Source organism: Streptomyces sp. KM273126 (assembly GCF_004337435.2).
Classification (GTDB): Bacteria; Actinomycetota; Actinomycetes; order Streptomycetales; family Streptomycetaceae; genus Streptomyces; species Streptomyces acidicola.
On record NZ_SJXB02000002.1, the window covers coordinates 213,160 to 232,428 of the forward strand.

24 protein-coding genes and 1 pseudogene are annotated in these 19,269 nt (G+C 70.0%); 13 read left to right on the forward strand and 12 right to left on the reverse strand.

Translation table 11 applies throughout. From position 1 onward, the window contains the following. Positions 1-90: 90 nt before the first annotated feature. Positions 91-834, reverse strand: coding sequence for an aminoglycoside 3'-phosphotransferase (locus tag E0500_RS31500; RefSeq protein ID WP_131570490.1), 744 nt, complete (start codon positions 832-834; stop codon positions 91-93). A 138-nt stretch (positions 835-972) separates the two neighbouring features. Here E0500_RS31500 and E0500_RS31505 point away from each other — a divergent pair, with 138 nt between their 5' ends. Next, on the forward strand, positions 973-1,359 hold the full coding sequence (locus E0500_RS31505) for an Imm10 family immunity protein (RefSeq protein ID WP_309505261.1): 387 nt from the start codon (positions 973-975) through the stop codon (positions 1,357-1,359). Positions 1,360-1,470: 111 nt separating this feature from the next. Here E0500_RS31505 and E0500_RS31510 read toward each other — a convergent pair whose 3' ends face one another. The 3 genes from E0500_RS31510 to E0500_RS44450 are packed head-to-tail and all read right to left on the reverse strand — an operon-like array spanning position 1,471 to position 2,467. Further along, on the reverse strand, positions 1,471-1,869 hold the full coding sequence (locus tag E0500_RS31510) for a PIN domain-containing protein (RefSeq protein WP_131570492.1): 399 nt from the start codon (positions 1,867-1,869) through the stop codon (positions 1,471-1,473). Beyond that, positions 1,866-2,144, reverse strand: coding sequence for a hypothetical protein (locus E0500_RS31515; protein WP_131570494.1), 279 nt, complete (start codon positions 2,142-2,144; stop codon positions 1,866-1,868). Before E0500_RS31515 ends, E0500_RS31510 begins: the two co-directional genes overlap by 4 nt. Then, positions 2,081-2,467 carry a helix-turn-helix domain-containing protein gene (locus tag E0500_RS44450; RefSeq protein WP_309505330.1) on the reverse strand — a complete coding sequence of 129 codons (387 nt, stop codon included), beginning with the start codon at positions 2,465-2,467 and terminating at the stop codon, positions 2,081-2,083. The genes E0500_RS31515 and E0500_RS44450 overlap by 64 nt, the downstream gene beginning before the upstream one ends. A gap of 15 nt (positions 2,468-2,482) precedes the next feature. Between E0500_RS44450 and E0500_RS31525 the strand changes: the two are divergent. The 5 genes and pseudogenes from E0500_RS31525 to E0500_RS31545 form a co-directional block, all read left to right on the forward strand. Continuing rightward, a pseudogene (locus tag E0500_RS31525) lies at positions 2,483-2,659 on the forward strand (radical SAM protein); the annotation flags it as partial. Beyond that, positions 2,656-2,820: a hypothetical protein gene (locus E0500_RS31530; RefSeq protein ID WP_165935207.1), complete on the forward strand. Its 165-nt coding sequence runs from the start codon at positions 2,656-2,658 to the stop codon at positions 2,818-2,820. The pseudogene E0500_RS31525 and the gene E0500_RS31530, both read left to right, overlap by 4 nt. Before the next feature lie 274 nt (positions 2,821-3,094). After that, entirely contained in the window at positions 3,095-3,274 is a 180-nt protein-coding gene (locus E0500_RS44460) for a hypothetical protein (protein ID WP_258574030.1), read from the forward strand. Further along, complete coding sequence (locus E0500_RS31540) at positions 3,271-3,630, forward strand: ASCH domain-containing protein (protein ID WP_131570496.1); 360 nt, start codon at positions 3,271-3,273, stop codon at positions 3,628-3,630. The genes E0500_RS44460 and E0500_RS31540 overlap by 4 nt, the downstream gene beginning before the upstream one ends. Positions 3,631-3,818: 188 nt before the next feature. Then, positions 3,819-4,838, forward strand: coding sequence for a small ribosomal subunit Rsm22 family protein (locus E0500_RS31545; protein WP_131570498.1), 1,020 nt, complete (start codon positions 3,819-3,821; stop codon positions 4,836-4,838). Positions 4,839-4,913: 75 nt separating this feature from the next. Here E0500_RS31545 and E0500_RS31550 read toward each other — a convergent pair whose 3' ends face one another. Further along, entirely contained in the window at positions 4,914-5,096 is a 183-nt protein-coding gene (locus E0500_RS31550) for a DUF6243 family protein (RefSeq protein ID WP_131559076.1), read from the reverse strand. A gap of 148 nt (positions 5,097-5,244) precedes the next feature. Here E0500_RS31550 and E0500_RS31555 point away from each other — a divergent pair, with 148 nt between their 5' ends. Continuing rightward, positions 5,245-5,886 (forward strand): TetR/AcrR family transcriptional regulator, encoded by a 642-nt coding sequence (locus E0500_RS31555; RefSeq protein WP_131559078.1) that lies wholly within the window; start codon positions 5,245-5,247, stop codon positions 5,884-5,886. Positions 5,887-6,188: 302 nt separating this feature from the next. Then, the gene (locus tag E0500_RS31560; protein WP_131559080.1) at positions 6,189-6,917 is read left to right on the forward strand and encodes a bifunctional DNA primase/polymerase; all 729 of its coding nucleotides are present in this window, start codon (positions 6,189-6,191) and stop codon (positions 6,915-6,917) included. Between the two features lie 30 nt (positions 6,918-6,947). Here E0500_RS31560 and E0500_RS31565 read toward each other — a convergent pair whose 3' ends face one another. The 4 genes from E0500_RS31565 to efeO are packed head-to-tail and all read right to left on the reverse strand — an operon-like array spanning position 6,948 to position 11,451. After that, entirely contained in the window at positions 6,948-8,039 is a 1,092-nt protein-coding gene (locus E0500_RS31565; protein ID WP_131559082.1) for a hypothetical protein, read from the reverse strand. After that, positions 7,996-8,871, reverse strand: coding sequence for an iron uptake transporter permease EfeU (gene efeU / locus E0500_RS31570; RefSeq protein ID WP_131559084.1), 876 nt, complete (start codon positions 8,869-8,871; stop codon positions 7,996-7,998). Before efeU ends, E0500_RS31565 begins: the two co-directional genes overlap by 44 nt. 4 nt (positions 8,872-8,875) lie before the next feature. Further along, the gene (gene efeB / locus E0500_RS31575) at positions 8,876-10,276 is read right to left on the reverse strand and encodes an iron uptake transporter deferrochelatase/peroxidase subunit (RefSeq protein WP_131559086.1); all 1,401 of its coding nucleotides are present in this window, start codon (positions 10,274-10,276) and stop codon (positions 8,876-8,878) included. A gap of 20 nt (positions 10,277-10,296) precedes the next feature. Next, positions 10,297-11,451, reverse strand: a complete 1,155-nt coding sequence (gene efeO / locus E0500_RS31580) for an iron uptake system protein EfeO (protein WP_131559088.1) — start codon at positions 11,449-11,451, stop codon at positions 10,297-10,299. A gap of 281 nt (positions 11,452-11,732) precedes the next feature. On the opposite strand from efeO, the gene E0500_RS31585 reads away from it, so the two are divergent. Beyond that, positions 11,733-12,377, forward strand: coding sequence for a PhzF family phenazine biosynthesis protein (locus E0500_RS31585; protein ID WP_131559090.1), 645 nt, complete (start codon positions 11,733-11,735; stop codon positions 12,375-12,377). A gap of 113 nt (positions 12,378-12,490) precedes the next feature. Here the strand turns inward: E0500_RS31585 and E0500_RS31590 are convergent, their stop codons facing one another. Together E0500_RS31590 and map are read right to left on the reverse strand one after the other, a co-directional pair. Next, complete coding sequence (locus E0500_RS31590; RefSeq protein ID WP_131559092.1) at positions 12,491-13,138, reverse strand: heme oxygenase (biliverdin-producing); 648 nt, start codon at positions 13,136-13,138, stop codon at positions 12,491-12,493. A gap of 204 nt (positions 13,139-13,342) precedes the next feature. Beyond that, entirely contained in the window at positions 13,343-14,200 is an 858-nt protein-coding gene (map, locus tag E0500_RS31595) for a type I methionyl aminopeptidase (RefSeq protein ID WP_131559093.1), read from the reverse strand. Positions 14,201-14,261: 61 nt separating this feature from the next. Between map and E0500_RS31600 the strand changes: the two genes are divergently transcribed. Continuing rightward, positions 14,262-14,492: a hypothetical protein gene (locus tag E0500_RS31600; protein ID WP_131559095.1), complete on the forward strand. Its 231-nt coding sequence runs from the start codon at positions 14,262-14,264 to the stop codon at positions 14,490-14,492. A gap of 48 nt (positions 14,493-14,540) precedes the next feature. On the opposite strand, the gene E0500_RS31605 is transcribed toward E0500_RS31600, so the two are convergent. Then, a complete protein-coding gene (locus E0500_RS31605) occupies positions 14,541-15,143 on the reverse strand; it encodes a hypothetical protein (RefSeq protein ID WP_131559097.1) in 603 nt (200 codons plus the stop codon). Positions 15,144-15,247: 104 nt separating this feature from the next. On the opposite strand from E0500_RS31605, the gene E0500_RS31610 reads away from it, so the two are divergent. The 3 genes from E0500_RS31610 to E0500_RS31620 all read left to right on the forward strand — a co-directional run bounded on the left by E0500_RS31610 (position 15,248) and on the right by E0500_RS31620 (position 19,228). After that, entirely contained in the window at positions 15,248-16,333 is a 1,086-nt protein-coding gene (locus tag E0500_RS31610) for an exo-alpha-sialidase (RefSeq protein WP_131559099.1), read from the forward strand. Positions 16,334-16,391: 58 nt separating this feature from the next. Further along, the gene (npdG, locus tag E0500_RS31615; protein ID WP_131559101.1) at positions 16,392-17,132 is read left to right on the forward strand and encodes an NADPH-dependent F420 reductase; all 741 of its coding nucleotides are present in this window, start codon (positions 16,392-16,394) and stop codon (positions 17,130-17,132) included. A 614-nt stretch (positions 17,133-17,746) separates the two neighbouring features. After that, complete coding sequence (locus tag E0500_RS31620) at positions 17,747-19,228, forward strand: short-chain fatty acid transporter (RefSeq protein WP_131559103.1); 1,482 nt, start codon at positions 17,747-17,749, stop codon at positions 19,226-19,228. Positions 19,229-19,269 lie beyond the last annotated feature (41 nt).

Below are 19,269 nucleotides of genomic sequence, written 5' to 3' on the forward strand. Positions count from 1 at the left end.
GCCCGGTAGGGCTGGCGGCTCGGCCCGGCCCGGCCCGGCGCGGTAGCCCGGTAGGCCCGGCAGCCCAATGGCCCGGTGGCCCCGGCAGGGTCAGGTCACGCTCCAGATGCGCCGATAGAACTCGATCCGTTCCGGATCGGGGGCGATGCCGTAGGCGTCGAGGAGAAGGTCCTCCCAGCCGGGGCCGTAGTTCCACTGCGTGCTCCAGGTGGCGACGGCCAGGTCGGCCCACCGGTCGGCGACGCCGAGGGCGCCCATGTCGACATGACCGGACCAGGAGCCGTCGTCGCCGAGCAGCGTGTTCGGCGCGCAGGCGTCGCCGTGGCACACGACGAGCCGGTCCACGGGCGGCGCCTCGGGGAGATCGGCCGGGACCTCGATGCCCGCGCGCCGGGCGCGTCCCAGACGCCGCTCGACCGACCAGCTGAACGGACAGTCCTCCACGGGCAGGCTCTCGTGCAGTTGCCGCAGTCCCACTCCCAGCGCGCGGACGGCGGTGTCGGGATCGGCCTTCCACTGTGGGCTGACGGCACTGTCGCCCCGCAGCTCATGGGTGACGAGCCAGGCACCGTCCTCGCTCGCCCCCTGGTCCCGGACACGCGGCACGGGCGTGAACCCGCCGGCCCACCGCAGGCGCTCCGCCTCGGCCGCAAGATCCAGCCCGGACCCGGCCGGAGCCCACTTCGCGAACATCCGCCCCTCCCCGTCCCCGATCCGGAAGGTCAGCCCGCCCAACTCGTTCTGCCACACGGGAAGCAGCGCCCGCTCCCCGGCCAGCGAAGCGATCGGCGGGGGCACGTGCACGGGGGCCTGCGGCGGTCCGGCGTAAGACATACGACCAGCTTCCCCTGCATCTCACGCCGCAGCCGAACGGTTTTCAAGGTCGTCGGTGGCTTGACGCGGTCATGAGACTCCACCGATCCCTTGCCCGACCCCATCCCGGCTGTCGCGACCCAGTGCTGGAACACGTGCATGACGTACAGCTTCACGGCTCGGGTTGCTTGCGGGCTCGACGATCCGGACGAAGACGACTGCATGATGGCAGGCGTGGCTGAATCGAACGACGAGGAGGGGTTCTCCCTCTTGTTCATGTGCGGCTTCAACGAGCCCGATTCGCAGGAAGTGTCCCTGGGCATGGACACACACTGCCTTGTCACGCCCGACCAGGGCACCGCCTACGGCTGTGTACACAAAGTGGAGCTCAGCGGCGATCTGCTGCGCGTGACCTTGGATTCTGCGTCGTTGGACGATCTCGGATTGGTCGATCCTGTTGTGGAGGCGTTGCTCTATGCGCCGGCAGCGGACGTGGCGCGCTTGCGCGAGGGTCCTGGCGTACGGGCGCCCGGACGCCCGTCCTAGCCTGATTACGGAGTGACTACTGCACGCCACGTGCCAGAAGCGCGCCAGGTCCGCACCACAACGACCAGGGTGCGGGGGAACGCCCCGAATCACCGCGCTCGCACAACGGGATCAGACCTTCTCGGCCATCACTCGCGGATACTCGATGGCAAGCAATTCGATGTCTTCGACGTCGGAGGTCAGGATCGTCACTCGGCCCGGATGCTGCAGCGCGGTCGCGCACAGCATGGCGTCGATGGCGTACTTGTGGCCGTGCAAGCCGGCTCCGCGCAGCAGAGCGGCGGCGGACTGGGCGAGAGCCTGGGTCACTGGTTCCACTCGCAGACGTGAGAGCGTCCACCGCAACGCAGCATCGTTGATCCTCGGATGGATCACCTCGACCAGCACCGCAGTCGAGGTGACGACCGGGAGGTCCGCGTCACGGGCTGCCGTCAGCCACTCGTGTACCTCCCGATCCCGCTGCACGGCCTTCGCCAGTCCTTCACTGTCCAGGACCAGGGCACCACTCACGCAGCGGCTCCCTTTCCGGGGGCGTTCCCGGCGAGTCGGGCCCGCTTCGCTGCCACAGCCTCTGGGTCGGCCGGCCCGTGGAGCTCCTCGAAGTCCGCGATCAGCTCGTCAAGGTTGTCCCTCTCGATCTGCCGTTGTGCAGCCCTCTCCAGGTAGGCCGACACACCTCGCTTGCCGACCCGCTCACGGATCGCGTGCAGGGTACCGGCGGTCAACGTGACGGAGATGCCGCTGCTGGGACCGTCGCCGGGTGGGAAGTCGGTGTCCTCATCCATGGACTCCACTGTGGCATAGAAAATGCCACAGCGGCTGCTCGGTCATCCACATCCACCCGACACAGACCCGGTGCGGACGAGACCGGCCTGCGCGAATGCTCCCGCAACCCCGCCAGACCCCCAGCCGCATACCGGGGCTTCCAGCCGCTCACCGTCTGCCAGCACACACTCATTCGTGCTGCGACCTCCGTCACGGTCGAACCCGCCAACACCGCCAGAACAGCCCGGTACCTCTGCTCAACAACCGACAACTCCACCAGCGCCAGTCCCGGCCTCCCCACACACGCCGCAACGAGGCGCACAGAAAAATCGATCACAGCCACTGTCAACCATCAGCTGGGACTGAACGGCTCGGCGCCATCGCCGACCGCCTCATGCTTCGCACCGGAGGGTGCGAGGGCTGCGCCCTGTCCGGCACCTGCCAGGTCTGCCGACCCCTGGCCAAGCACTACCAGGAGGCGAAGGCGCCGCTGCACAGCTACTGCCAACACGGGGACAAGGAGAACGGATCATGACCCCGCCCGTACTGGTGAACCTGCTGCCCGGCCCACCGACCTCGGCCCGCCGCGCGGCAGCGCCCGTCGCCGCTTCCTCAGTGACCGCCGTCCTGGATCTGGACACGGTCGTGGAGAGCTCGGAGTGCTCCTGCGACGCCGGCGACGACAACCGTCACTGACCGACCCATACAGCTCGGTCCCCGGTCGGGCCCTGGCGTGTTCGCGCCGGGGCCCTGACCCCTGGCCAGCCGACCGTTAGGGTGCCGCTCATGCTCTTCCGCTGGGACTGGCTCCGGCCCGTGCTGACCGCGCCCATCGTGCCGACTGTCGGCCCCCGTCCATCCCGATGCTCTGACCGTCGATATTTTCGAGGACACCCTGCGAGCGGCCGTCACCGGAGACTGCCGGCTCGCTGCCGCTGTCGAAGACCGCATTTTGGGTGTGATCGGCCCCATGGAAGTACGCCCCGACGCGATCGGACGCCCCCAGCTCGTGCCCCAGTACTTTGCCCGCTTGCTCGGTCTGACCGAGGTGCTGCTCGCCGATCCCCGCCACTTCTTCCGCTCGTACTCGGCCGGTGAACTCGGCCGACTGACGACCACAGCAACAGCTAGGAGCGTTCCCGCCCCATGACGGAAACCGCCGCCGCCCGCGTTCGAGAACTGAACCTCTACCGCCGTTACTTCGACCTCGTCGCCGCAGGTGAGAAGACGATCGAGGTGCGGGTGAAGTACTCCCACCTCGAAGACCTGGCCCCCGGCGACGTCATCCGCTTCCGGATCAAGGGCACGGACGAGTCCTGCGACGTCCGCGTGAAGCGGGTCACGGAGTACAAGACGTTCGAGGAACTGCTCGACGGGGAGGGCCCGGCGAACGTCAACCCGGCGTCCTCCCGCGAGCAACAGCTCGCCAACATCCGCGAGATCTACCCTGCGGAGAAGGAAGCGCTCGGCGCGCTGGCCATCGAAATCGCGCTGCTGCCTCAGTAAGCCCGCCCTACGGTCCTCATTCCCCCCAAGGGGACGGTACGGCTTCCCCGGCGCCCGCCGTTCGTGTCCCGTTCCGTGGCACGAACGGCGGGTGCCGTCCGTGCTCCCTCTCACCTTCCTGCCCAACCGTTTCACTAGAGCACCGAGCCGAGCTCCGGACCGCCCGCCACCCCCCATAGAATCACCACGTGAACGCCCCCGTCTCCCCAGCCGACTCCCTGCGTGACGCCCTGGCCGGGCTGCTCGACGGGCTGCCGCCGAAGGCGGCCTCGCAGGCGGTCGAGCGGTTGATCGCGAACTACCGGGGGCGGACGCCGACGGACGCGCCCGTGCTGCGGGACCGTTCGGATGTCGTCGCGTACGCCGCGTACCGGATGCCGGCGACGTTCGAGGCGGTGTGCTCGGCGCTGGAGGCCTTCGCGGAGACCGTGCCCGTGTGGGTGCCGGACAGCCACGTGGACGTCGGGGGCGGTACCGGCGCGGCGACCTGGGCCGTCAACGCCGTCTGGGCAGGGGAGCGGCCGGTCACGGTGCTCGACTGGGCCGAGCCCGCGCTCACGCTCGGGCGGGAGATGGCCGCGCGCAACCCGGAGCTGAAGGGCGCCGAGTGGCGGCGCTCTCGTATCGGAGCGGCGCTCACCATCGAGAGCACTGATCTCGTCACCGTCTCCTACGTCCTCGGCGAGCTGACCGAAGCCGACCGTTCCGCCGTCGTGGACGCCGCCGCGGGCGCCGCCCAGGCCGTGGTGATCATCGAGCCCGGCACTCCCGACGGGTACGCCCGCGTCATCGAGGCCCGCGACCGGCTCGTCCGCGCCGGGTTCCGTATCGCCGCCCCGTGCCCGCACAGCGCGGCCTGCCCCATCGTGCCCGGCGAGGACTGGTGTCACTTCTCCGCTCGGGTCAGCCGGTCCTCGCTGCACCGGCAGGTCAAGGGCGGGTCACTCGCGTACGAGGACGAGAAGTTCAGCTACGTCGCCGCCGTACGGGGGCCGGAGGCCACCCCCGCGCCCTCCCGTGTCGTACGCAGGCCCCAGATCCGCAAGGGCCAGGTGCTCCTGGACCTGTGCGAGACCGAACCGTCCCTCCACCGCACCACCGTCACCAAGCGCCACGGGCCGCTCTACCGGGCCGCCCGTGACGCCGACTGGGGCGACGCCTGGCCACCGGCCGGGCAATGGGACCAGGGGCAACGGGACCAGGGGTAACGGGACCAGAGGTGGGGAGGCCCCCGCCTCCCGACTCCACCCCCACCCCCGACTCCACCCCTGTCCCTGTCACGGTCACGACCTTTTGTCGGTCGCGCGTCCTTCCTGCAGCCTGCGCAACAGCTCCCGTTTCTGGGCCTGCGGGCTCTGACCCCCGCCGACCGGGCCTCCGCGGCCTCCTCCCCGCAGCGCCTTGCGGCTGAGGTTGTTGCGGGTGCCGCCGACTCCCAGCATGTTTCCGGCTCCGCCTCGGGCCATGGCAGGTCTCCCTTCGTCTCGTCCGTCTCGTACGTCTGGCTCATTGCGTCACGGCTCGCACCGCTCGTGACGATACGTATCGTCTCGCAAGCCCGCCCCCTCAGGCTGAGGCGAGACGCTCCGTCTTGTCAACTGATAAATTGGCCGCATGGTCCAGAAGCCCGCTCCCGACTCCACCCGCCGCAGCGAGAAGTCGCGTCGCGCCATCTATGACGCCGCCCTCGCCCTCGTCGTGGAGGTCGGTTACGCGAAGGCCACCATCGAGGGCATCGCTGCCCGTGCCGGAGTCGGCAAGCAGACGATCTACCGCTGGTGGCCGTCGAAGGCGGACGTGCTGCTGGAGGCCTTCCTCGATCTGAGCGAGCAGTACGCCGAGGCTGTGGCCCCTGTGGCGCCGCCCGGGCAGGAGGATCGGCAGGAGTACGGGATCCCGGACACCGGCGACCTCGCCGCCGACCTCAAGTACGTCCTGCGCGCCACGGTCGACGAGCTCGTGGACCCGAAGTTCGAGGCGCCCTCCCGCGCCCTGGCCGCCGAGGGGGTCGTCGACGCGCAGTTCGCCACACAGGTCGTCTCCCGGCTGCTCGAACCCCAACTCCAGCTCTACGTACAGCGGTTGCGGGCCGCCCAGAGCGCCGGTGACGTACGCCGCGACATCGACCCGCGGATCGCCCTCGAACTCTTCGTCTCCCCGCTCGCCCAGCGCTGGCTCCAGCGCAGCGGGCCCATCTCGTACGAGTACACGGACACCCTCGTCGACTACGCCCTGGGCGGCCTGGCGCCCCGCTGAGCATCGGCGGCGCCGACCGGTCCGGTCTCGATCCCGTATCGCCCGAAAACCACCCGCAGGTGTGACCAGACAGGTGTGACCAAGCAGGTGTGACCAAACAGGTGTGACCAAAACGACCGCGACGTTCCCGCAACGCCCCGGAACCGGGTGGCAAATCACGGCAAAGCGCTCAATAAACCTTGATCCCTGCCGGGGGTTGGCATCGCCCCACCTACCCCGGATGCGGTCTCCGGCCACCCGGAGCGCAGGATGGTGGGAGCATGGAGAGATGCTGTCCGCACAACGGCAAGGCGAGGGGATAGATGAGCGCTGAGTTCGGCCGCCGCTCCGGCGGGCAGGGCAGGATCTCCCAGTGGCTGCGCGGTCGCCGCACCGACCGGGAGACCGAGGACAGCCGACGTGAACCCCTGCTGCTCGCCGCTGCCGCCGCAGGACTCCCGCTCGCGCCGGCCGCGTACCCGTCCGGTTACCGGTGTTCGTGCGACCGGGTCGGCTGTCCCACGCCCGCGCGCCACCCCGTCTCGTTCGCCTGGCAGACGCAGTCCACCACCGACCACGCCCAGATCGAGCGCTGGGCCCGCCACCAGCCGCAGGCCAACTTCATCACCGCGACCGGCATGGTGCACGACGTCCTCGACGTGCCGCTCGACGCGGGACGCGAGGCGCTGGAGCGGCTCCTCGCCGCCGGGACCGAGGTCGGTCCGGTGGCCGAGACCGGCGACGGGCGCATGCTGTTCTTCACCCTCACCCGCGGCACGCCCGAGGACGAGGACGAGTGGTGGCCCTGCGAACTGGACTGCCATCCCGAGACCATGGACGAGCACCCCGGCCTGCGCTGGCACTGCCGCGGTTCCTACGTCCTCGTGCCGCCCGCGCGGCTTCCCGGTGACCTCACCGTCCAGTGGGTACGCGGCCTCGAACACCCGCTCCCCGACCCGCTGAGCCTGCTGGAGATCCTCACCGACGCATGCTCCCGGTACGCGGGGGAGGAGCCGGACCACACGACGGCGGCCTGGCCCCTCCGCGGCTGAGCCCCTCCCCGGAGATCCATCAGAAGCCCCCTACTCGCCCTTCACGCTCGTCAACCCGTCCACCCGGCTCAGGAACTTCACCTGCTGGTCCGAAGCCGACTTCGCCGGATTCAGCACCACCTGGTTGGACACGCGCTGCAGCGTCAGCGAGGACTTGACCTCGCCGGTCAGCAGGGCCCGGACGTTGGGGTCGACATCGAGGTCGACACCGGGCGCGGCCGTCTGCTTCTCGTAGTGGTGGGTGGCGAAGAAGACCAGAGCACCGCCGTCCGTCGTGCGCAGACCCACCGGGGCGTAGTCGCCCTTCGACAGCGGCTCGTCGATGTACTGGCGGGCGAGCCCCGGCTGCCTCGACTTCTTCTCGCGGTCGGTCCGCCACACGGAGGTGTGGGTGCCGGGCGCGAAGGTCTCACCGCCCGAGCTGCCGGCACTGCCGGAGTCCTTGGCCTTCAGGTACGTCGCGTACGCCTCGCCCAGCTCGCCCGGCGCTATCGCCAGTGCCGCGTCGTCCGCCGGGACCGGCTCCGCGAAGCCGTCCTTGGTCTTCTCGAACTTCGGTACGTCACTGGCGTTGACGATCGTCAGATACGACACCGCCCACACGTCGTTGGCACTGGAGCGGGTGAACACCATCAGCCAACGGGTGTTCTTGAGGCCCTTGTTGGCGGCCGTGTCGGCGACGAACCAGCGTGGCCAGCCCGCCTTCTCGGGGATCGTGAACTCCGCGTCCGTCAGCTTCAGCGGCGAGTGCGCCGGATTGCCGTCCGGACTGTTCTTGCGGCCCGCCTTCAGCTTCGCCCCGTCGATGTCGGCGAGCGCGCCGGTCACCCGCTCCGCGTCCGCGGCCTGGTCGTACGTCTTGTCGGCCTTGTTGTACGCGGCGGTGAACTCCTTGAGCGCGCCGGCGGCATCGGCCCGCGTCACCGTCGGAACGATCTCCCGCTCGCCGTGGACGACCACGCAGCCGCTCGCCGTCACCGACAGCACAGCCACCGACGCGGTCGCCAGGGCGAATCGGCCCTGCCCGCCGAGACGCCGAGGGCGGCCGTTCATGCCGAGCCTTCGAGGGCCCGTGTACTCACTGAGCCTTCGAAGGCTCCGAACCCCGCGATCCCTGCTCATCAGGTGCCTTCACCTTCCCCTTCCCGGAGGCGAACCCTACCGGGGCGAAGAAGAGTGCGAGCGTCGGGATCAGGTACAGGAGCCATACCGTGACCTGGAGAACGGTCGGATCGGGCTGGAAGTTGAAGATTCCCTTCAACAGCGTTCCGTACCAACTGGACGGGTCGACGATGTGACTGATGTCGAACGCCTGGTCCGTCAGACCAGGCAGGAAGTCGGCCTCCTGCAGATCGTGGAAGCCGTACGCGAGCACGCCGGCCGCCACCACGACCAGCATGCCGCCGGTCCACGTGAAGAACTTGGAGAGGTTGATGCGCAGGGCACCCCGGTAGAAGAGCCAGCCGAGCAGGACGGCCGTCGCGATGCCCAACAGCACGCCGATCAGCGGGCCTTGGGTGCCGTCGCTGGAGGCGCGCACCGACGCCCACACGAACAGCGCCGTCTCCAGGCCCTCCCGGCCCACCGCCAGGAACGCCGTGGCGACCAGCGCGCCCGTGCCCATCTGCAGGGCCGCGTCCAGCTTGCCGTGGAGTTCGGACTTCAGATGGCGTGCCGTGCGCCGCATCCAGAAGACCATCCACGTCACCAGGACCACCGCGATGATCGACAGCGAGCCGCCGAGCATCTCCTGGGCCTCGAACGTCAGCTCCTGCGAGCCGAATTCGAGGACGCAGCCGAAGCCGAGGGCGAGTGCGACCGCGACGCCGATGCCGGTCCAGACGGGCTTCAGCGCGTCCCGGCGGTCCGTCTTCACCAGGTACGCGATGAGGATGCAGACGACGAGGCTGGCCTCCAGGCCCTCGCGCAGTCCGATCAGATAGTTCGCGAACACGCCGCTAGGCTCCCTTCGTCGAGGAGAACAGCGTCCGGCCCCACCAGTCGTCCGCGTCCCGGACGCCCGGTGGCACCGCGAAGATCGCCGAACCCACGTGCTGGATGTACTCGTTGAGCGCGTCCGTGGCGAGGTTGCGCTGGACCGGGATGAACCCCGTGCGCACGTCCCGCTGGTACGCGAGGAAGAACAGGCCCGCGTCGAGGCGGCCGAGGCCGTCCGTGCCGTCGGTGAAGGAGTAGCCGCGGCGCAGGATCTTCGCCCCGTTGTTGGAGTCCGGGTGCGCGAGCCGTACGTGCGCGTCCGGCAGCATCGCCTTCAGGAACGGCTCGTCATGCTCCTTCGCCCTGCCCACGGGTGCGCCCTCGCCCTTGTCACGGCCGAAGACGTCCTCCTGCTCCTGCAGCGAGGTGCGGTCCCAGGGCTCGATGTGCATCCGGATGCGCCGCGCCACCAGGTACGAGCCGCCGGCCATCCACGCCGGGCCGTCGGACCCCGCCACCCACACGTGCTTCTTCAGCCCGGCCGTGTCCGTGCCCGCGATGTTGCGGGTGCCGTCCTTGAAGCCCATGAGGTTGCGCGGGGTCTGGGCCTCCGGAGTGGTCGACGAGGTCTTGCCGAAGCCGAGTTGCGACCAGCGGACCGACACCTTGCCGAAGCCGATGCGGGCGAGGTTGCGGATCGCGTGCACCGCGACCTGCGGGTCGTCCGCGCACGCCTGCACGCACAGATCGCCGCCGCTGCGGGCCTTGTCCAGGTTGTCGCCCGCGAACTGCGGCAGGTCCACCAGCGCCTCGGGCCGCGCCTCCGCCAGCCCGAACTTCTCGAAGAGCGAGGGCCCGAAGCCGATGGTGAGGGTCAGCCGGGACGGCTTCAGCCCCAGCGCCTCGCCGGTGTCGTCCGGCGGCCCCTCGGCCGGCCCGCCGTACGCGCCCTCGCCGACCGCCTTCCCGGCCGTCATCCGCCGCGCGGCCGCCGTCCAGTCCTTGAGCATCCGCACGAACTCGGCGCGGTCGTCCGTCTTGACGTCGAACGCGGCGAAGTGCAGCCGGTCCTGCACGGCGGTGGCGATGCCGGCCTGGTGCGTGCCGTGGAAGGCGACCGGCGCCCCGGCGTCGGCGCCGGCCGGAGCGGCGTCGCCAACAGTCGTCGCCATGGCCACCGCGCCACCGGCCGCGGCGGCCCCGAGCGCGAGCCCGGCCCCGCCCCAGCCGATCAGCGAACGCCTGGACGGCGCACGGGAGTTGTCCTGGACCGTGGTCGCGCTCTCGCTGCTGCCTGTTCCGGTGCCGTCTGTTCCGGTTGTGTCTGTTGCGGTGCTGGCTGTTGCGGTGCCGTCTGTTCCGGCACTGCCTGTTCCGGCACCGCCTGTTCCGGTCTCGTCTTTTTCGGTGCTGTCCGTCATCTCGGCCGCCCTCGTTCCCGCTACTTCACGACGGCGGCGGCGAGCCGGGAGAGCGGTTCGGCGAGCGCGTTCACCGCGTCCGAGAGCTCCTTGCGCTCGTCCTTGCCGACCGTGTCGTACGAGACGAAGTCGTAGCCGTTCTTGTCCTCGCGGTACTTGTCGAGGAGTGTGTTCAGCGCCGCGAACTGCTTGTCGAGCTCCTTCGCGAGCGCCGGGTCGTTCTCGGCGGCGACCGGCTTCAGCAGCTCGTACGACTCCTCGGCGCCCTCGACGTTCCCCTTGAAGTCGACCAGGTCGGTGTGCGAGTAGAGCTCCTCCTCGCCGGTGACCTTGCCGGTGGCGACCTCGTCGAGGAGCTCCTTGGCGCCGTTGGCCATGGAGGTCGGGGTGATCTCGGCCCTGCCGACCCGGCTCTGCCAGTCCTGAAGGTCCTTCACGAGCTGGTCGGCGAGCGCGGAGTCGTGGTCGGTGAGCTTGCCGTCCTTCCACAGCGAGCGCTCCAGCCGGTGCCAGCCGGTCCAGTCCTTCTCCGGGTCCTGGCCGTCCTCCAGTCCGTCCTCGCGCACGTCGACCTTCGGGTCGATGTCGCCGAACGACTCGGCGATCGGCTCGGTGCGCTCCCAGCCGATACGGGAGGGCGCGTACGCCTTCTTCGCGGCCTCGATGTCGCCGTCCTTGACGGCCTTGGCGAACTTCTCGACCTCCGGGATGGTCGCGTCGGCCTGCTCCTGGGCGTATTCGCGGTAGGCGGCGACGGCCTTGTCCAGGCGCGGGTCGCGCTCGACGGCCTTTCCGGTGCCGGTGGCGGTGACGTCCTGGCGGATGCCGTCGCCCTTCATGCCCGGCTTGCAGGCGATCCGGTAGTCGCCCGCCTTCACCTCGGCCGTGACCTTCTGCCGGGTGCCGGGGCCGATGTTCTCGCGCTCGGCGACCACGCGGTCGTCCGGGAAGAGGATGTAGACCTCGGTGACCTTGGAACCCTTGTTCTCGATGGCGAGTTCGACGTGCCCCGCCGGGAACTCCTTCTTCGACACCTCGCACGTGGTGTCGGTGGCGGTCACCTCGATCAAGCCGTCGCCGCCCTCGGCGCTGCTCTTCTCGGTGCAGCCGGTGACGGCGGTCAAGGCCGCCACGGTGGCGGCGGCGGTGACGACGGACAGTCTGAGGGGGCGCATTTCGGCTCCAGGGAGGGACACGGAGGACGCACAGATAAGGTGAGGCTGCCCCAACTTATCTGAGGCTTACCTCACCAATTCCTGTCCGTTCAGTGAATCTCCTCTCATCGCAGGCGTACGAGCACGGCTGGATCACGGTGGCTCAAAACAGCCGTGATGATTCGGTCAAGCGGGAGTAAAGAACTCAAGGTGCGGGTCAAGCGGGGCTCCCGGCAGACGAAGAACGGGTGGCGTCGCGGCCTGGGCGGATCGGGCGGCGCGAGTGATGTTTGAATGCGCGGGTGACTAGCTATGACGTGCTGAGGGTCTTCTGCGGGCCGGAGGGCGGCTATGGCAACGAGCTGGGTGTCGTCCGGGACGGCTCGGTCCTGCCGGAGCCCGACGGCCGGCAGGCCCTCGCCGCCAAACTCGGCTTCAGCGAGACCGTGTTCGTCGACGACCCCGAACGCGGGATCATCGACATCTACACGCCCACCCTCCGCCTGCCCTTCGCCGGGCACCCCTGCGTGGGCTCGGCCTGGCTCCTGGACGTACCCGAACTGGTCACCCCCGCCGGGATCGTCGGCACCCGCCTGGACGGCGAGTTCACCTGGATCGAGGCCCGCGCGGAGTGGGCCCCGCCACGCACGCTCCGCCAGTACGGCTCGGCGGCCGAGGTCGACGCCCTCCCCGTCCCGCAGCCCGGCGAGTGGGTCTACGCCTGGGCCTGGGAGGACGAGGCTGCGGGCCGCATCCGCGCCCGCGCCTTCCCCGGCCGCGACGACGGCATCGACGAGGACGAGGCCACGGGCGCGGCGGCCCTGCTGCTCACGCACCAGTTGGGCCGCGCCCTGAACATCACGCAGGGCGCGGGCTCACAGATCCTCACGGCACCGCAGCCGGAGGGGTGGGTCGAGGTCGGGGGACGGGTGCTCCTGGAGCGCTGAGGCTGCCGATGCACGGCCTTTGCCGGGCCGTGGTCGTGAGTACGCGCCCTCTGGGGTCGACTGGCTCCGACGAGCGGGATATCCGTATTCCGTGTGTGGATCACCCGCAACGGTCACGCGCTGAGCGGGAACTCCTCGCCCAGGGCGCCGAGCAGCGCGATGTTCAGCGCGAACGCCCTCTTGCACTCCGCGATGATCCGCTGCCTCTCCAGGTCGTCCGCCCGCACCCGGTCGAGCAGTTCGCGGTAGCCCCGTTTGAAGGCGGCCGGGTTGGCGATGTCCTCGAAGACGTAGAAGCGCACGCCGTCGCCCTTCCTGGCGAAGCCCCACGTCTTCTCGGCCGTGTCGCGGACGACCTGGCCGCCGGAGAGGTCGCCGAGGTAGCGGGTGTAGTGGTGGGCGACGTACCCGCCCGGCCAGGTGCGCGCGCACTCGGTGATCCGCCGTGCGTACTCCTCCGTCTTCGGCAGGGCGGCCAGCGTCGAGCGCCAGTCAGGGCCGCGCAGGTGTGCCAGGTCCTGCTCCAGTGCGGCCAGACGCATCAGCTCGGGCTGGACGAACGGTCCTGCCACCGGGTTGTCGGTCAGCTCCCGCGCGCAGCTCTCCAGTGCCTCGTACACGAACCACAGCTGCTCCGTGTACCGCGTGTACGCGTCGACGCCGAGTCTGCCGCCCAGCAGATCGCTCATGAACGTCGAATGGTGCGCGGCCGCGTGCTGCTCGCGCGACGCGGTGCGGATGAGCGTCGAGAACGAGTCCATGGGATCTCCGGTGTCGTGGGGCGGGAGTCGCTACGATTTTCTTTGGTTAGGCTTACCTAAGTCAATAGGATGCCGACGCCCTGTCGGTAAAGGCATACCCAGAAACATCACCCGCCCCACACAACACCGCACAAAAAGCCCGCCCTCCTGAGAGAGCGGGCCATGAGGGCGGGCCAGGAGAGCGGGCGATGCGCGAGCGCGGCGCTACGGCAGCGTGAGGATGTCGGCGCCCGTGTCCGTCACGACCAGCGTGTGCTCGAACTGGGCGGTCCGTTTCCGGTCCTTGGTCAGGACCGTCCAGCCGTCGTCCCACATGTCGTACTCGTGCGTCCCGAGCGTGAGCATCGGCTCGATCGTGAACGTCATCCCGGGCTGCATGACGGTCGTCGCGTGCGGGCTGTCGTAGTGCGGGATGATCAGCCCGGAGTGGAAGGACGAGTTGATCCCGTGCCCGGTGAAGTCCCGCACGACGCCGTACCCGAAGCGCTTCGCGTACGACTCGATCACGCGCCCGATGATGTTGATCTGCCGTCCCGGCCTGACCGCCTTGATCGCCCGATTGAGGGACTCACGAGTGCGCTCCACCAGCAGCCTGGACTCCTCGTCGACGTCGCCGACGAGGTACGTGGCGTTGTTGTCGCCGTGCACGCCGCCGATGTACGCCGTCACGTCCAGGTTGATGATGTCGCCGTCGCGCAGGACCGTGGAGTCCGGGATGCCGTGGCAGATGACCTCGTTGACCGAGGTGCACAGCGACTTGGGGAAGCCCCGGTAGCCGAGGGTGGAGGGGTAGGCGCCGTGGTCGCACATGTACTCGTGCGCGATCCGGTCCAGCTCGTCCGTCGTCACGCCGGGCGCGATGACCTTCGCGGCCTCCTCCATCGCCCGCGCGGCGATCCGCCCGGCGGTCCGCATCGCCTCGATCGTCTCGGGCGTCTGGACCTCCGGGCCGGTGTACGGGGCGGGGGCGTCCCTGCCCACGTACTCGGGCCGGCGGATGTGTCCCGGGACGGTACGGGCGGGGGAGATCCTCCCCGGGGCGAGCAGCGACTGGGCAGACATGTCAGCGAGTTTAACCAGCGGGTGTGGGGGACGATGTCCCTGGCGAAAGGAGCCGCGAGTCATGGCCCTGTTCAAGAAGCGCAAGGCGGTCGGGAAGCCGGGCGAGTGGTACTACTGCCTGGAGCACAAGAAGGTCGAGGAGGGGCCCGAGTGCCCCGGCAGGGACCGTATGGGGCCGTACGCCTCCCCGGACGAGGCCGCCCACGCGATGGAGACGGCCCGCGAACGGAACGTCGCGTGGGAGGGCGACCCGCGCTGGCAGAACGGTGCGGCACGGGAGGGCGACGAGTAAGCACCTGAGTTGTTCCGGGGGCGCGCCCGCCCTCACCGGGCGGGCGGGTCACCACCGCGTCGGCGGCGGAGCCGTCAACTGGTCCGCCAGCCGGGCCAGTCGGTCCCGCAGGCGCCGTCGGCCCCTAGGCTCCGGCAGCGCGTTCTCACCCGCCGCCGCGCTCACCAGGTGCTGGACCGTGTCCAGGTCCAGATCGGTGTCCGACGGCACAGCCAGCGACTCGTGGGCCATCGCCCCCAAGTCACGGTCACCGGCGTCGAGTGCGAGCACCCGCGCCCCGGCCCGCCGGGCGTCGTGCACCCGCTCCAGCAGCGCACCGCCCGGCGCGGACGGGGACACCACGAGCAGCGTCTCGCCCCGCCGGGCCGCCGACACACGGCCCAGCCCCACCGCCAGATGCGCGGGATCACTGGGGCGCGCCCCGTGCCGAACGAGCGTCGGGGAGAGTTCCGGCGTGCCCGACCACGCCGCCTCGTCCACGAGGTGCGCGGCCAGATGCCACGGCTCGTACTCCGCCGTTCCCACGAGCAGCAGTCCGCCGCCGTACGACACGACAGAGCCCCTGAGTGCCCTCGCGAACCGGCGGGTGGCGACCGGCCACTCCGTCCCGGCGAGTACTTCCCGCAACAACGCGACCCGTACGGCGTCCATGCGCAGGCATCCTGCCGCACACCACCACTCGTGACGTGAAGTTCACCCCGAATTAGCCCGAGCGGGGCACGGGGTGGTTCCAGCCGCCCTCAAGGAGCCCGCCCATGACCGAGAGCAGCACCGAGAGCAGCATCCCGTTCCGTGCCGGCCGAGAGGGGTATGCGAGCTTCCGTATCCCGGCCGTCGTCGCCACCGCCGACGGTACCCTGCTGGCCTTCTGCGAGGGCCGGTCCGGTTCGCGGGACGACTTCGGGAACATCGACATTGTGCTGAAGCGGTCCACGGACGGCGGCCGCACCTGGGGCCCGCTGCAGGTGGCCGCGCAGAACGGCGACAACCTCGCGGGCAACCCGGCCCCCGTCGTCCTCGACACCGGCCGCGTCCTCCTCGTCCATGTGCGCAACGCGGCCCTCGCCACCGAGGACGCCATCCGCCGCGGCAAGGTGAGCGCAGCGGACGGCCGCCGCGTGTGGGTGCGGCACAGCGACGACGACGGCGCCACCTGGTCCGCGGCCAAGGAGATCACCAGGACGGCGAAGAGAACGGGCTGGCGTTGGTACGCCACCACACCCGGGCACGCCCTCCAGCTGAGCACCGGCCGGGTCGTCGTCCCCGCCAACCACTCGCTCCCGCCGGCCGGCAAGGACACCGGCACGGAGGGGAAGTACAACGGCGGCCACTGCCTGCTGAGCGACGACCGCGGCGCGACCTGGCGCATCGGATACGTCGACGACAACACCGACGGCTACATCAACGCCAACGAGACCACCGCCGCCGAACTCCCCGACGGCCGCGTCTACTTCAACACCCGCAACGACTCCCCATCACCGGGCACCCGCGCCGACGCCCACTCCACCGACGGCGGCACCACCCTCGTCAAGCCCTTCCGCCCCCAGGCCGGCCTCGTCGCTCCCGTCTGCGAGGGCAGCGTCCTCCAGCTCCGCGACCCCGACCTGCTCCTGTACTCCGGCCCCGCCGACCCCGGCTTCCGCGCGCTGATGACCGTACGGGTCTCCGAGGACGGCGGTACGACGTGGCGGTCCGCCCACACCGTCGACGGGCTGCCCGCTGCGTACTCCGACCTCGTCCGGGTCGACGCGGACACCGTCGGCCTGCTGTACGAGACGGGCGACTTCAGCGCCTACGAGACGATCACGTTCCGCAGGATCCCCGTGAACTCGCTCACCTGAGCCGGCCTCACCCGATCCACGCGCCCGCCCGCGCGCCCCGCGCACGTAAAGTCGGGCCATGACCTCTACTGACAGTGGACAGACGGCTTCCGGGACGGCTGCGGAGGCGGCCCCCGCCAAGGCTCCCGCGAAGGACCCCTGGGACCTGCCCGACGTGTCCGACCTCGTGGTCGGCGTGCTCGGCGGCACCGGGCCGCAGGGCAAGGGCCTCGCGTACCGGCTCGCCAGGGCCGGGCAGAAGGTGATCGTCGGCTCGCGGGTCGCCGACCGCGCACGGTCCGCCGCCGGGGAACTCGGGTACGGCGTCGAGGGCGCCGACAACGCCGAGACGGCCCGCCGCAGCGACATCGTCATCGTCGCGGTGCCCTGGGACGGCCACGGCAAGACGCTTGAGGCGCTGCGCGAGGAACTGGGCGGCAAGCTCGTCGTCGACTGCGTCAACCCGCTCGGCTTCGACAAGCAGGGCGCCTACGCCCTGAAGCCGGAGGAGGGCAGCGCCGCCGAGCAGGCCGCCGCGCTGCTGCCCGACTCGCGGGTCACCGCCGCCTTCCACCACCTCTCCGCCGTCCTCCTCCAGGACCCGGAGATCGAGGAGATCGACACCGATGTGATGGTGCTCGGCGAGGTCCGGGCCGACGTCGAGATCGTGCAGGCGCTGGCGGGCCGTATCCCCGGCATGCGCGGGATCTTCGGCGGCCGTCTGCGCAACGCCCACCAGGTCGAGTCCCTGGTCGCCAACCTGATCTCCGTGAACCGCCGCTACAAGGCCCACGCGGGCCTCAGGCTCACCGACGTCTAGAGCCTGTGGTCAGGAGTCTGGATCTCGCCCTCGAAACCACTTCTGACCTGCATGTTTCAAGAACCTGCTCCTGTTCCCGCCAGTCGGAGCCGATCGCACCGGACGCAGGTTCCGACGGTGTGGAGCAGGCCGGTGCCGCGTCGTTCGTCGTAGGCGGTCGGGGGAGCGAGTAGGCGGCCCTCGACGAACGCGGGCACGTCGCCGCTGCCGCCCAGGACGACGCCCAGAACGACGCCCGGGAACCCGAGGCCGCGCTGGCTCGCCGCGCCGCCGTCACGGGCCCGAGGCCATCGATGTTCCCGCCCCGCGCGACCAGTTCGGTGAAATGCCGGTACGCGCGGGCTGCGGCTCGCTCGGCCTCCGCCGCCATGCCCCGACCCTGTTCCCGCGCCCCCGATCCGCTATGGGGACGCCCCACATGGCCCAGCGGCAACTGATGTGCGACGCCCTCATTGCCCGGACCACCGCGCCCCATGAAGATCAAGCGCCTCGCCCCGCACCGGATGATCATCCGTCACCCGGTGGGCAGCAGAGAGACACATGAATGGCGGGCCGACTCCCCGCCACGACCGACCGCAGGCGGCCGATCGCAGGTGCACGAACAGGAGGCACGTATGACCTCGAACGCTCCCAAAGTCGCGGAAGCGCGGGACAGCGGCGGCGGTGAGACCTGGCTTGCCCGGCTGGCGTTGCGGTTCACCGCTTTCTCCCAGAAGTGGCTCCCCGACGCATTCGGATTCGTCCTGATCGGCACCTTCGTGGTGCTCGCCCTGGGGCTCGTCTCGGGGGAGGCCCTGCTGGGCACGCCGGACGACCCGGAGGCGAGTAGCGGCTTCGGTCTGGTGGACGCCTGGGGCAAGGGATTCTGGTCGCTCATAGAGTTCACCCTGCAGATGGCGATCATCGTCATCGCGGGCTACGCCGTCGCGATCTCGCCGCCCGTCGGCCGGCTCATCACCCGGCTCGCGGCCCTGCCCCGTACTCCGCGCGGCGCCATCACCTTCACCGCCGCCGTCGCCATGCTCACCGCCTATGTGAACTGGGCCTTCGGCCTGGTCTTCACCGCGATCCTCGCCAAGGAGATCGCCCGCCGGCTGCCCGGGGTCGACTACCGCGCCATCGGCGCCATGGCCTTCCTGGGCCTCGGCACCGTGTGGGCGCAGGGCCTGTCGGGGTCGGCCGCACTTCAGGTCGCCAGCACCGCCTCCAGCCCCGCCGCCGTACAGGAGATCATCGCCGAGGGGCGCGGGAGCGGAGTCATCCCCCTGACCGACACCATCTTCCTGTGGCAGGGGATCGTGGCCACGGCGGTGATCTTCGTGGTCGCCCTCGCCATGGCGTGGTTCCTGGCGCCGTCACCGGAACGCGCGATGACCGCGGAGCGCCTCGGCATCGACCTGGGGCCCGCGCCCGGCACCCGGCGCTCCGACGACCGGCGCAGCCGCCCCGGCGAATGGGTCGAGTACAGCCCGACCCTCACGATCCTGCTCTTCGCCCTCGGCGTGTGGTACCTCGCCCGGCACTTCGCCCAGGCCGAGGGCAACCCGCTCAACGCGCTCGACCTGAACACCATCAACCTGATCCTCATCCTGCTGGCCCTGATCCTGCACTGGCGGCCCGTGCACCTCGCCCGCGCCTTCAAGGAGGGGACACCGGCCGCCTCGGGCGTGCTGCTGCAATTCCCGCTGTATGGCGGCATCTTCGGCATGATCGCCTTCACCGGACTGCACAAGACCATCGCCGACTGGCTCGTCTCGGTGTCGAGCGAGTACTTCTACCCGGCCCTCATCTCGGTCTACAGCTGTGTGCTCGGCGTGTTCGTCCCCAGCGGCGGCGGCAAGTGGGTGATCGAGGCGCCGTACGTCCTGGGCGCGGCCAACGAACTGCAGGTGAACCAGGGCTGGATGGTCGTCGTGTACGACCTCAGCGAGGCCAGCGCCAATCTCCTCCAGCCGTTCTGGATGCTGCCCACCCTCGCCATCCTCGGCCTGAAGGCGCGCGACATCATGGGCTACACCTTCGCCATGTTCCTCGCGCTGTTCCCCACGGTGGTCGTCCTCGTGACGCTGCTCGCCCAGACCCTGCCCTTCCCCTGACCATCCCCTGACACACCCGCTGGGGCGCCCTCGGGCATGGG